7 protein-coding genes are annotated in these 12,843 nt (G+C 64.2%); 1 reads left to right on the top strand and 6 read right to left on the bottom strand.

Annotation, left to right across the window (positions count from 1 at the left end; genetic code table 11):
• Positions 1 to 2: 2 nt before the first annotated feature.
• Both EOB80_RS11550 and EOB80_RS11545 read right to left on the bottom strand, forming a co-directional pair.
• The gene (locus EOB80_RS11550; RefSeq protein ID WP_127327682.1) at positions 3 to 737 is read right to left on the bottom strand and encodes a 4Fe-4S dicluster domain-containing protein; all 735 of its coding nucleotides are present in this window, start codon (positions 735 to 737) and stop codon (positions 3 to 5) included.
• The gene (locus EOB80_RS11545) at positions 734 to 3,664 is read right to left on the bottom strand and encodes a molybdopterin oxidoreductase family protein (RefSeq protein WP_164762586.1); all 2,931 of its coding nucleotides are present in this window, start codon (positions 3,662 to 3,664) and stop codon (positions 734 to 736) included. Before EOB80_RS11545 ends, EOB80_RS11550 begins: the two co-directional genes overlap by 4 nt.
• Before the next feature lie 278 nt (positions 3,665 to 3,942).
• Here EOB80_RS11545 and EOB80_RS11540 point away from each other — a divergent pair, with 278 nt between their 5' ends.
• Positions 3,943 to 4,833 (top strand): LysR family transcriptional regulator, encoded by an 891-nt coding sequence (locus EOB80_RS11540; RefSeq protein WP_127327681.1) that lies wholly within the window; start codon positions 3,943 to 3,945, stop codon positions 4,831 to 4,833.
• 144 nt (positions 4,834 to 4,977) lie between these two features.
• Here EOB80_RS11540 and EOB80_RS11535 read toward each other — a convergent pair whose 3' ends face one another.
• The 4 genes from EOB80_RS11535 to EOB80_RS11520 all read right to left on the bottom strand — a co-directional run bounded on the left by EOB80_RS11535 (position 4,978) and on the right by EOB80_RS11520 (position 12,418).
• Complete coding sequence (locus EOB80_RS11535; RefSeq protein ID WP_127327680.1) at positions 4,978 to 6,234, bottom strand: Hsp70 family protein; 1,257 nt, start codon at positions 6,232 to 6,234, stop codon at positions 4,978 to 4,980.
• 269 nt (positions 6,235 to 6,503) lie between these two features.
• A complete protein-coding gene (locus EOB80_RS11530) occupies positions 6,504 to 7,295 on the bottom strand; it encodes a TIGR02186 family protein (protein WP_127327679.1) in 792 nt (263 codons plus the stop codon).
• On the bottom strand, positions 7,295 to 8,218 hold the full coding sequence (locus tag EOB80_RS11525; protein ID WP_027039532.1) for a sulfite exporter TauE/SafE family protein: 924 nt from the start codon (positions 8,216 to 8,218) through the stop codon (positions 7,295 to 7,297). The genes EOB80_RS11530 and EOB80_RS11525 overlap by 1 nt, the downstream gene beginning before the upstream one ends.
• A gap of 192 nt (positions 8,219 to 8,410) precedes the next feature.
• A complete protein-coding gene (locus tag EOB80_RS11520) occupies positions 8,411 to 12,418 on the bottom strand; it encodes a peptidoglycan-binding protein (protein ID WP_127327678.1) in 4,008 nt (1,335 codons plus the stop codon).
• Positions 12,419 to 12,843: the final 425 nt, after the last annotated feature.

Raw genomic sequence — 12,843 nt, 5'->3', positions numbered from 1 at the left:
GGTCAGTTCGAAAGCATGCGGTCGACCCAGCCGAGGAAACCGCCTTCGGCCCGCACCGGTTCCAATGCCGGCGCGGCCACCGATGCGGCGCGCGCGGTGTGGGCGCGCGGCGGCAGATATTTGTTGGTTGGGCGATAGCCGAGCTCAGGCATCAGGTCGACGCCGCCACGCTCCGCCACCAGTTGCGAGACAGCCGACAGGGGATCGCCTAGGTCGCCGAAATGCCGGGCGCTGGTCGGGCAAGCGGCGACGCAGGCCGGCACGCGGTCTTCCTCGGCCAGATTGTCATTGTAGATGCGGTCGACGCACAGCGTGCACTTCTTCATCACCCCGACATCGGTGTCGAATTCGCGTGCACCGTAAGGGCAGGCCCAGCTGCACAATTTGCAGCCGATGCACTTGTCCTCGTCGATCAGCACGATGCCGTCCGAAGCCCGCTTGTAGGAGGCGCCGGTCGGGCAGACGGTGACGCAGGCCGGCGTCTCGCAATGCAGGCAGGAGCGCGGGAAGTTCACCGTCCGTCCGCCCATCTCGGTGGTGTGCTCGTAAGCGTGCACGCGGTTGAACCAGACGCCGTCGACATGGCCGCCATAGGGGTCGATGTCGGTCAGCGGTGCCATGTGGCCGCCGGTGTTCCATTCCTTGCAGGCGGTGACACAGGCCTGGCAGCCGACGCACGTATCGAGGTCGATCACAAGGCCGAGTTTCTTGCCGCTTTGGCTTGGCAGGCAGGTCATTCGGTCGCCTCTCTTGCCCGGCGGAATTCAGCGCCGAAAGTCAGTCTGTCGGGTGAGGGTTCGAAATGCGGTGGCTGCTGGAAACGTTCGAATTGCGGCTCGGTGAAGCCGGCATCTTCGGCCGCGCATTTGACGATGCGCACGCGTAAATCGAACCATGCCGCCTGGCCGGTCACAGGATCGGAGTTCGAATAGCGTTTGCCCTGAGCGTCAGCCGAGGTCTGGTCGCCGATGATATGGTTGAGCAGGAAGCCGCGGTTGGATTCCGCCGCATCGTCCTTCAGCCCCCAGCTGCCGCGCCTTTTGCCGATGGCGTTCCAGGTCCAGACCGTGCTTTCGTTCACCCCGTCGATCAGCTTGATCTGCCCCTTCACTTTGCCGTTGATGCTCTCGATCCACACCCAGTCGTCATCGACCAGGCCGAGGCCAGCTGCCGTCCGGTGATGCACGAACAGCCGATTCTGGCTGGTGATCTGCCGCAGCCACGCATTCTGCGATCCCCAGGAATGGTACATATGCATCGGCCGCTGCGTCAGCGCATGCAGCGGATATTTTCCAAGGTCGACGACCGCTTCCTCGAAGGGCATATGCCAGAAGGGCAGCGGGTCCATGTAGGTCTCGATGCGCTGGCGGTCACCCTTTGGTGGCAAGACAGGGCCATGCCCACGCGCGGCAAGGCGGAAGCGCTGCAGCGGCTCGGAGTAGAGCTGGAAGACGATCGGCTCAGCCTTGGGAATAAAACCCATCTGCACCGCGAAATCGAGATAGGAGCGGTTGGCCATCTTGTAGTAGCGCTGGTCGTCCGCGAAATCGTGGTGCCAGAAGCCGCCATTGTCGATGTAGCGCTGCAGCTGGTCCGGGTTGGCCTCGCCCCTGCCGGTCGAGGTCCCGTCCTTGCCGCGCCAGCCGGCGAGCGGGCCGATGCCTGATGTGCGCTCATGGTTGACGATGTAGTCGGCGTAGTCGGCATATTTGGCCGAGCCATCGCCGTTGATGAAACCGGGCAGGCCGAGCCGCGCGCCGAGTTCGATCAGCACCGACTGGAACGGCCGGACGTCGCGATCAGGTTCGACGACGGGATGGCGGATGGCGTCGCCCGGTCCGTCGGCATGGCTGATCGGCCGGTCGAGCAGGCTGATGCAGTCATGCCGCTCAAGATAGGTGGTGTCGGGCAGCACGAGGTCGGCGAACGGCACGGTCTCGGAATAATAGGCATCGGAATAGATGATGAAGGGGATCTTGTAGTTGCCCGCATCGTCATGGTCGGTCAGCATGGCAATGGTCTCGACGGTGTTCATCGAGGAATTCCACGCCATGTTCGACATATACATCATCAGTGTATCGATCGGGTACGGGTCGCCGGCCCAGGCATTGCGGATGACGGTGTGCATCAGGCCATGCGCCGCCAGCGGTGCGTCCCAGGAATAGGCCTTGTCGATGCGAAGCGGCGTGCCGGCCTCATCGACCAGCAAATCGTCCGGCCCACAGACGAAACCGAGTGGCATGCCGTCAAGCGGCGTCATCGGCTTGACGGTCTTGCCGGCCGGCTTGGGACCGGGCGGAGCGGAGCGGGGGTAGGGCGGCTTGAAACGGAAACCGCCGGGAACATCCACCGTGCCCAGCAACACCTGGAGGAGATGGATGGCGCGGCAGGTGTGGAAGCCGTTCGAATGGGCCGAGATGCCGCGCATGGCGTGCATCGAGACAGGGCGCCCTTTGATGGTCTCGTGCCGGCGCCCGGCCCAGTCGGTCCAGGCGATCGGCAGTTCGATCGTCTGTTCGAAGGCGACATGCGCAAGTTCGGCGGCGATCCTGCGGATCGTATCGGCGGCAATGCCGCAGCGCTCGGCGACCGCGTCCGGCGCATAGCTCTCATCGAGGTAGCGGTCGGCGATGAGCTGGAACACCGGGACGCAGCGGCGCCCGCCGACCGTGAAGCTGCCCGTCAGTGCCGGCTTCGCACTGGCATCGGTGGCGCTGACCGGTGTCTTCGCCACCCTGTCCCAGGCCAGCGGATTTCCGTCGGCGTCGCGCACGAACAGCCCGTCATCGGCGGCACCCGGCTCCTGTACGACGAGAACATGGGCATTGGTGTAGCGCAGCAGATAGTCGAGATCGACGCGGCCCGCCTTGAGCAATTCGTGGATGAGGGCGAACACGAACAGCCCATCGGTGCCGGGCCGAATGCCGATCCAGTCGTCTGCAATGGCATTGTAGCCGGTGCGGCACGGGTTGATCGAGACGACCTTGGCGCCGCGCGCCTTGAGTTTGCCGAGGCCGATCTTGATCGGGTTGGAATCGTGATCCTCGGCGACGCCGAACAGCATGAAATACCGGGTGTTGTCCCAGTCGGGCTCACCGAACTCCCAGAACGAACCGCCGATCGTATAGAGACCACCGGCCGCCATGTTGACCGAACAGAAGCCGCCATGGGCGGCAAAGTTCGGCGTGCCGAACTGGCTCGCCCACCAGCCGGTCAAGGATTGGGATTGATCGCGGCCGGTGAAGAAGGCCAGCTTCCTGGGGTCGGTCCGGTGGATGGCCGAGAGCCGTTCCGTCGCGATCGAAAACGCCTCTTCCCACTCGATCTCGCGGAACTCGCCGGAGCCGCGCGGCCCGCTGCGCAGCAAGGGCTTCTTCAGCCTTGCCGGACTGTAGTGCTGCATGATGCCGGAGCTGCCCTTGCCGCAGATCACGCCGCGATTGACCGGATGGTCCTTGTTGCCGTTGATGTAGCGGACCTTGCCATCCTTGATGTGCACGTCGATGCCGCAGCGGCAGGCGCACATGTAGCAGGTCGTCTTGGCGATGCTGTCGGAAACATCAGGCGAGGTGTCGACGCCGTCGCCTTCGTCAGGCGCCCGCGTGTCGGCAAGCGGGCGTTGCGATGGTGCCGAATTCGCGCCGCGCGGCGGTCCCTGCATCATGATCCGGTGGCGCCTGTACGGCCCATGGATTTGGCCCGCGTCTTCGGTCCGGGGCCGCGCATGTAATGCTCTTCCGGGTGGTAGCGATCACCGGCCAGCCGCCGTCTTATGCCGCGGGTCCAATGCGCAAGCAGGGATCTGAACCGCCCGATCATTCTGCTCTCTGCGATCTCTCGGCGAATTTTTTCTAACTTCTTTCAAAAACTTAGAATAAAGCTATCGATCTGTCTAATCAGTTGTTCTTGTAAATTCGATCGATATTGGTTCTTAATGCAGACATGACCCTAGACCAGTTGCGGATTTTCGTCGCCGTCGCCGAGCGCGGCCATATGACCAAGGCGGCGGAATTGCTGGGCATTTCGCAGTCGGCCGCATCGGCCGCCATCCGGGCGCTTGAAGAACAGCACGGCGTCCACCTGTTCAACCGCGTCGGCCGCAACATCGAGCTTGCCCAGACCGGCCACCGGTTCCTGCCGGAGGCCAAGGCCGTGCTCGAGCGGGCCGCCGCCGCGCGCAATGTGCTGGAGCATGTCTCGCAGACCGTCACCGGCAGCCTCTCGATCGCAGCCAGCCAGACCATCGCCAGCTACTGGCTGCCGCGCCGGCTGGCTTCCTTCCACGAAGCCTATCCGGCCGTCAGGCTGAGCGTCTCCATCGGCAACACCAGGCAGGTCGAGGCCAATGTCCTCGATGGCGCGGCCGATCTCGGCCTGGTGGAGGGGCGCACCGAGTCCGACATATTGCGCCGCACCAAGGTCGACGTCGACAGGCTGATGCTGGTGGTTGCCAGCGCGCATCCGGAGATCCCCGAAGTCGCGCCCGGCCGCCCTGACATCAAGGGTCTGCGCTGGATCATCCGTGAGGGTGGTTCGGGCACGCGCGAGGTGCTGGAGGATCTGGCGCGCCACGAAGGGATTTCGCTCGCCGACCTCCAGATATTCCTGGTGCTGCCGAGCAATGAAGCTATTCGCCAGGCCGTCGAGGCGGGGGCCGGCGCGACCATCATTTCCGAACTTGTCGTGGCGCGCGCCGTCGCCGAAGGCAGTCTCAAATCGGTGCCGCTCGACTTGCCGAAACGCGACTTCGCCATGATCGCCCATCGCGATCGCCAGGCAAGCCTGGCCCAGATGGCGCTCAAGGCGCATCTGGGTACGTCGGATCAACGGTGAGGGTTCGCTGAGATTCAGGTCAGGCCGAGTCGAAAATGGCTGATGCCGAGAACCGGAGCGGAGCGTACTTAAAGTACGTGAGCACCGGAAGCGCAGGTATCAGCCATTTGCAGGCCGGCATCACCTGAATATCAATGGACCCGGTCAGCCGAATTTTCGCTGCGCATCCAGCGCCAGGCCAAGTCCGACCGAGCCGAACATGTCGCCCTCGATGACGGATGCCTGCGGCACCAGCGACAGGATTTCTCGCCTTGCCAGCGGGATCGCAGTCGATCCGCCGGTCAGGAATACCGCGGTGATGTCGGATGGCTTCACCTCAGCGTCCCGGATGGTCTGCGCCACCGTCGCTGTGACCCGCTCGATGTCCCTGGCAATCGTGGCATCCAGCCCGTTGCGCGTGATTTCGGCGGCGAACTCCGCACCCGGCAGCTTCACCACGACCTCCGCGGATGACCTGTCGGTCAGCTCTATCTTGGCTTTTTCGACAAGTGCGGCCAGCGCGTGTCCAAAGCGGTGTTCGACGATGTGGATGAAACGGTCGACCAGGTCGGCGCGCTCGGCCTCGTAGCGGATCTGGCGCAGATGCGTCATCGCCTTGGCGGTGTAGACCAGGTTGATGCGCTGCCATGTCGCGAGGTCGATGAAGTAACTTGCCGGCAGATTGCGCTTGCCGTCCTTGGTCGGCGTCAAATAGCCGAGTTGCGGCATCACATGGGCGATGCTCAGCAGCCGGTCGAAATCCGTACCACCGATATGGACGCCCCGGCTGGCCAGGATGTCGTCCTTGCGGTCGAGCGAACGGGAGCGCTGCGGCGAGACGCGCACGATCGAGAAATCCGACGTGCCGCCGCCTATATCGATGATCAGCGCCAGTTCCTCGCGTGTCACCTTCTGTTCGTAGTCGAGCGCCGCCGCGATCGGCTCGAACTGGAAAGCGATGTGCTTGAAGCCCTGGCCACGGGCGGCGTTCTCGAGTTCGCTTTGCGCCTTCGCGTCGGCCTCGGCATCGTCGTCGACGAATTGCACCGGCCGGCCAAGAACGACGGTCTCGACCGTATCGCCGGCATCTGCTTCCAGCCTCATCTTGAGATGTCCGAGGAACATGCCGACGATGTCCATGAAGCCGATCGACCGCGATTTGATGCGGGTCTTTTCATGGGCCAGCGAACTACCGAGCACGCTCTTCAGCGAACGCATCAGCCGGCCTTCGATGCTGTCGGTGTAGTTGGCGATGGCGTGACGGCCAAAGCAGGTGCGGTTGTCCTCGAAGTTGAAGAACACGGCACTGGGCAGTGTCACCTGGCCGTCCTCCAGGGCGACGAGGCGCGGCTGCGCGTTGCGGACCACGCCAACAGTGGAGTTCGAAGTGCCGAAGTCGATGCCGCCGAAGGCTGGTCGCATGACAAGTTCCTGTATTTGTCGTCGGCGAGCCGACAGGCGCCGAGAAATCGCGCGCTGCCCGGGGACGGGCTGCTCTGCCGAACCGAATTGTTTGTGTCTGCCATTTGGCTGGGGAGCGCGGTCTACCGCATGCCCCGGCAAAGGGAAACCACTTTTCGGGGAAAGTTCTGAAGTGCGTCGCGTTTGAACGGATTCACGCGACGCACTTCAGCTCTTGATTCGATGCATGTCTTTCTCCCAAACCCGGGGCCACTTTTGGGCGACATGCATTAATCCCGCCGGAAGATCAGCCTTCCGAGCCAGCCTGTCAGCATGGCCAGCGATATCGCGAAGACGCCGTAGAGGAAGGAATAATTGTGGGCGACACGGAAGATCGACTGTTCGAAACCGGATTTGCGGATTTCGAGCTGGGCCGAGCTTTCCTTGATGAACAGGCCGCTCTTGAACAGGAACGCGCGGGCTTTATGGGTTCCAACTGGCACATTTGGCGCCAGCCTCACTGTGGCGCGGAACAGGTTCTGCGACAGGAATTGCACGCCGCCGACATTCTCGCTGTAGAGGCCGGTCGCCGACTTGCGCTCCCGCAGTGCGGCCGTGAATTCCTCGATCGTCGCCGGGCTGTCGCCGGCATCGGCGGGCTGCATGTAGAGGTTGGAGGCGCCGAGCGACAGCTGCTTGTAGCTGTTGGGTTCGGTGATGTCCTGGAGCGGCCGCGTCGTCGCCACCGAATAGGAGACCGGCACGTTTTCGAAGGTCTCGGAGTCCAGGTTGACCCAGACGCCGAGCACCCGGTCCTTGCGGCGCACCACCACCGGTTTGGGCGGGCCTTCGAGCACGACGATAACGTCGTAGCGGCCTTGGCGCGCGACAAGTGGATCCGGGTTTTCCAGCGAACCGAAGATGGTCAGGTCGGCCCCGGAAAAGCCGGCGGTGATCGAGACGTTGTCGGTGGAGAGACCGATCTGGATGCCTTCGGTCAGCGGGACCTGTGCCTTCGCCGGCACGGCGGCCGCAAGCAGCGACAGGACAATGGCGGTTGCGAATGTGTTGCGAGCCTTCATCAGTTGAGGCCCGCGGCAGACAGCGAATAGAGGTTGGGCGGGGTGACGAAAAGATCGATCGCCAATCGTATCGCCACCGCCAGCACCAGCAGCGCCAGCAAGGCCCTGAGTTGCTCGCCGCGCAGCCGCTGGCCTGCCTTGGCGCCGTACTGCGCACCGGCGACGCCGCCCGCCATCAGCAGGAAGGCCAGCACGACGTCGACCGTCTGGTTGGTGGTGGCGTGGACCAGCGTCGTATAGGCGGAGGTGAAGATGATCTGGAACAGCGAGGTGCCGATGACGACGTTGGTCGGCACTTTCAGCAGATAGATCAGTGCCGGCACCATGATGAAGCCGCCGCCGACGCCCATGATCGACGACAGGAAGCCGATGCCGGCGCCAAGGCCAAGGACGGGGATGACGCTGACGAACAGTTTTGAGGCCCTGAACCGCATCTTCAGCGGCAAGCGGTGGATCCAGTTGTGCTGGCCGGATTTCTTCAGCACCGGTGCCGCACCGCTGCGCGTGGCGCGCAGCGCATTGACGCTTTCGACCAGCATCAGCCCGCCGACGGTGCCGAGCAGCACGACGTAGAGCAGCGAGATGAACAGGTCGAGCTGGCCGAGGCGGCGCAGGAAGGCGAAGACGAAGATGCCGCCGGTGGAACCGACAATGCCGCCGGCCAGCAACACCCCGCCGAGCTTGAAGTCGAGCGTCCCTCGCTTCATGTGCGAAAGGACGCCGGAGACGGAGGAGGCGATGACCTGGTTGGCGCCCGTGGCGACCGCGATCGCCGGGGGTATGTTGTAGAAGATCAGCAGCGGCGTGATGAGGAAGCCGCCGCCGACGCCGAACATGCCCGACAGGAAACCCACCGCCGCGCCCATGGCCAGCAGGACGAAGATATTGACGGAAATTTCCGCGATCGGGAGATAGATGCCCACCCGTCAGTCTCGATCAGTTCTGCCTGTCGGCGAATGCAACCGTTGCGGGCATCTTGACCCGACAAGCCAATTCGTTCTTGCCCCGGAGGTGCTGCGAAGTCAAACCGCGCTACGCCGCCGAAACAAAAAACATCTCAATCAGTTAACAGGCGAATGTGTGGCAAGGGCGTCGTGGAAACGACGCCTCTGCCGTTATTTGCGCGCCAGCAGTGCCTTGACCAGTTTTTCATCGACTTCGCCGGTCGCCGGCATCTTGTTGTCGGTCTGGAAAGCCATGATCGCGGTCTTCGTCTTCTGGCCCATCTTGCCGTCGGCGCCGCCGGCGTCATAGCCGTTCTTGTTGAGAATGCGCTGGATGTTCTGGACGGCCTTCTTCATGTCGATGCTGGCTGTCGTCTGCGGCGCGCCGTCCTGCCAGGACTCGGGAATGTCGGCCGAATTGGCCGCTGCATCCAGCGGCTTGGCCTTCCACAGCTCAGTCGCGGCGCGGGCGCGTTCGAGCTGCTCGGGCCGCAGCGCATTGGCGATCTCGTCACGCTTGGCAGCGGCATCCTTGTCGCCGGTCTTGGCGACGAGCGCGAACCATTTGTAGGATTCCTCGAGGTTCTGCTTCATGCCGACGCCCTTGGCGGCGAGGATGCCGAGATTGAACTGGCTGTCCTTGACGCCGACATCGGCCGCTGCCTGGAACCAGTGCGCGGCCGATTCATTGTCGGTCACGCCGTCTGCCGCCATGGCGAACAGGACGGCCAGATTGTGCATGCCGCTGGCGTTGCCCTGTGCTGCGGAAAGCTGGTACCAGGTCTTCGCCTTCTTGATGTCGCGCGCGACGCCGATGCCCTTTTCGTAGAAGTTTCCGATGCGGTATTCGGCCGGCGCGAAGCCGAGTTCCGCCGATTTCTCGTACCATTTGGCGGCTGCCGCCATGTCTTCCTTGCCGCCGCGTGACTCAGCATAGCGCGAGCCGATTTCGAACAGCGCCTTGGCGTCGCCGCTGGCGGCGGCATCGCGCAAGGCGGCCGGGCCGGCGTCAGCGGGAATGTCGAACTTCGTCGTCATCGCCGGCGAGGCGTCCGCTGGGGGGACCGCGCCCGTGGTGTCCTTGGCGGCGGTCGGCTCAGCCGCCATAGGCTGGGCGCCGGTGTCGGCAGCTTCCGCGGCGACCGGAACGGTCGAGGCCGGCGCAGCCGAGGCTGTCTCCCCGGACACCGCTTGGTTCGCATCGGCCGATGTAACCGAGGCGACGGGCGCGGGAACCGGCTCTGCGGTCGGCGCGGCACTCATCGACGGCTCGGCGCCTGGCGGCGTGGCAATCATGCTTTGCGCGGCCATGTCGTCCTTGGTTGCCGGTGCGGACGGCTCGGCCTGCCTGACGGTGTGGTCAGGCGCACTTTCCACTGCCGCGGGCTGCGCGTCCATCTTAGGTTGGCCGGCGGCATCGAGCGAGGCGGTCTGCACCGGCTGCGAGGCGACGATCGGCGCAACATCGTTGCTCGCCACCTGGGCGGGATCGGCGAAGAAGGCCTTGCCCAGTTGCAGGGCGCCCAGCGCCAGCAGGATCGCGGTTGTTCCCATCAGGATCGGCTTGCGCCGTGCCTTGAGCAGGTCGCCGATCCGCAGTGCCTTCACCGGTCCGGTCACCGTCGACTGGCGCTTCAGCGCATCGGCCTCGGCGGCCGCGGCCTGGGCCGCGCGCCGGGCAGCGGCGATGAAATCCGACTTCGCGGCGTCGGTGTCGCTGGGCTTGGCCGGCTGGCCGCGCTCGTCGCGCACGCGCTTCATGATGGCGTTGAGGTCAGGTGCGCCGGAACCGGGCTCCAGCGGCCGGTTGGCCATTTTCGGATCGAGCGGTTCGTCGAGATCGACGCTCGGGATCGGGGCACTCGGCGCCGAGCCGGCCAGTGGCGGGATGTCCGCCTCCTTCTTGCCCTTGAAGGCGCGGGCCAGTCCGCCGAACATCGACCTGCGGCCGCCCGCCTGTTCGTTCTTCTCGACAATTGTGTCGGAGCCGAGGGCAGCCATGGCCGCAGCCGCCGCGGCTTCGGCCGGCGTGCGCGTTCCCATACCAAGGCCGCCCAGGTCGCCACGTGCACCCGGCTCATTGCGCAGGATGGCGGCGGCGCGGCCATCGAGATCGGTCAAGTCCCCAGTCAATGGCAGGGGCTGATCGATATCCATCGATGGCGCGTCCACGGCCATCTTGGGTCGCCGCGCGCCGCGCCAGTTGCTCGGCTCGACCGGTGCCGCGTCCAGCAATTCGCTCATCGCCTCGACCGGCTCGCCGGGTTCGAGCGAACCCAGCCGGTCGACGATCTTGAGCAACGTGTCGTGGATGGCCTCGAACGTTCTCGAATTGCGCTCGTCGGAGCGCCGCGTCAGCGTTTCAAGCGTCTTCAAATCCTGGGCGAGGCCGGAAACAGCGGTCGTATTGGCGCTCGAACCGGCAAGTGATTGCACCGCGTTCTCGGCGGCTTCGCGCGCTGCGCCAAGGATGGAATCGCGGGTTCCTGCGAGCGACTTTTCAATTTCGTTGAGACGCGGGCTGATGTCCTCGAATTCCGGCAGCGGGGTGCTGGGCCTGGAAAGATGGGCGGACAGGCCAGCAACCTGTGCTTCCAGGCTGCGGATCAGCGCCGGATCGATGCCGGCCACCTGCGCGGCCGACGCATCCAGCCGGCTTGAAATGTCTTCGAGCCGGCTCTCCAGGCCGCGGATTGCGGCTTCGCCCGCGGGATCGGGTACACGCGTTTCCATACGCTTGGCGAGCGCCGTAAAGCGGGCATCGATGGCGTCCATGATGCCGGCGCTGTCGATCTGCGGCATGCGCTGGTCCAGCCTGTCGGCAACCTCATCCAGCCTGCGTTCGAGATCGCGGAACAGCATGTTGCCCTGTTCGATGGCGTCACCCTGGCGGCGTTCCATCATGCTCGACAGCACGTCGAAGCGCTGCTCCAGCCCATGGAAGATGTAGTCGGCGTCAGGCATGGCTGGTGCCTGGTCGATCTTGTCAGCGATGAGTGCAATCTGCTTGGCCAGGCGCTCCATCGCCTGCTCCGGCAGATTGGCGCGGCCGGCGAGTTCGTCAACCCGGCCCGACAGCGTGCTCAACCGGTCCATGACCGCGTTGCCTGGACGATCCTGCGCCACTTCCTCGATCTGGCTGGCAAGTGAGTCGATCCGCCTCTCGATGCGCTCGAAAGCCTCGTGGTCGAATGAATTGGCTTGCGCGGCGACCGTGGATGCGACGATGGCGCGGGAAATCTCGTCCAGCCGCTCGTCGATCATGCCAAGCGTGTCGCTGCCGCGATTGTCCTGCTGGCTGGCGAAATGGTCGACGGCACCGGCAAGCGTGCGCACCTTCTCCTCCAACGAGCGCAGCGACAACGATTCCGGCAAATTGTTGACGGCATTGCTGATCTGTTCTAGCCGGGCGGTCAGAGCAGACAGGCCCGGGTCGTCCGAGCGCTTGCGCTGGTCGGCGTCGACGCGGTCTTCGAACGCCGTCCACCGGCGATCGAAATCGTCCCAGCGGCGGTCGACCTTCTGCACGCTCTCTTCGCGTGCCAGCGTTTCGAGTGCGGCTTTGACCTGTTCGAGTTCGAGCCGCAGCATGTTGACGCTTCTGTCGTCGCTCTTCTCGGCCAGTGTCTGGATGGCGCCCGAAAGCCGCTCGAACTCAAGGCCGAGTTCAGCACTGCCCTTGGCCGAAGCACCGGGCCTTGCCCCTGACTGGAAAGCCCGCTCGATGTCCTTGCGCAGCGCTTCGAATTCCCGCTGCAGGCCTGCGGTCATCTGGTGGCGCAATTCCTCGCGCATGCCGCGCAATTCGCCGGCGATCTTGCCGACCATGGCAACGCCGTCCTCCTGGCCGCGCACGCGATCGATGTCGCGGGCAATGGCCTGATAGTTCTGCTCGAAAGCGGCGGCTCCCTGAATCGGGCTTTTCGGTCGCGACGCGGGCTGCGGATCCTCGTACCAGCGCTGCTGGCCAGCGGGCCGGGCCGCGGGATAGCGCGCATCGGCACCATATTGGCGTGGATCGGGTTGGCGGAGTTCGGGACGTGCCACCGGATCCTCGCGCGTCCGCTCCAGCCGCTGCTCCAGTGTCTCCAGCGACTGGTTCAACTGCTCGAGCGTGGTCTGCGGCCTGCGCTGCCTGCCGGCATTGAGTGTGTCGAGATAGGACCGCTTGCTGTTCATCGGTGCGTCCGTCTTTCAGAATGGCTGGCTCGCGGCCAGTTCCCCCAGGTCCCTATCGGAACGAAGGCGACCGGCGGCGATGCCGCGGCGGAAGACGAGCTTCCCGGGCTCTCGCCCGCGCTCCGAAAAACCGTGAAAAATTCGATACAGGATAAACACGGGTAGCCGACGCGCCCACATTTCCCCCAACGTGGTAAACAACGCGTTAACCAAACTTAAGAAATTGAAAGGATGCCGGCTGCCGGCCTGACGGTGCGGCATAAAGGGCGGCGCGCAGAACGCCCTTGCGTCATCATGCGGCAATCGGTATAGAATTGACGTAAACGTAAAAGGCGCATTGAGCGCATGTTTTGCGATTTGTTTGTTGAAACCACGACTGGAAGCAGGCCCCCGCTTCCAGTCAGGCGACGCACGGTCCGAGACCG

The organism is Mesorhizobium sp. M7A.F.Ca.MR.245.00.0.0, from assembly GCF_003997415.1.
In the GTDB taxonomy this organism is placed as follows: Bacteria; Pseudomonadota; Alphaproteobacteria; order Rhizobiales; family Rhizobiaceae; genus Mesorhizobium.
This window is presented reverse-complemented; position numbering and strand designations above follow the sequence as displayed.

Coding starts and splice junctions, on each gene's coding strand:
- EOB80_RS11550 (WP_127327682.1), bottom strand. CDS start 737: ATGACCTGCCTGCCAAGCCAAAGCGGCAAGAAACTCGGCCTTGTGATC.
- EOB80_RS11545 (WP_164762586.1), bottom strand. CDS start 3,664: ATGATGCAGGGACCGCCGCGCGGCGCGAATTCGGCACCATCGCAACGC.
- EOB80_RS11540 (WP_127327681.1), top strand. CDS start 3,943: ATGACCCTAGACCAGTTGCGGATTTTCGTCGCCGTCGCCGAGCGCGGC.
- EOB80_RS11535 (WP_127327680.1), bottom strand. CDS start 6,234: ATGCGACCAGCCTTCGGCGGCATCGACTTCGGCACTTCGAACTCCACT.
- EOB80_RS11530 (WP_127327679.1), bottom strand. CDS start 7,295: ATGAAGGCTCGCAACACATTCGCAACCGCCATTGTCCTGTCGCTGCTT.
- EOB80_RS11520 (WP_127327678.1), bottom strand. CDS start 12,418: ATGAACAGCAAGCGGTCCTATCTCGACACACTCAATGCCGGCAGGCAG.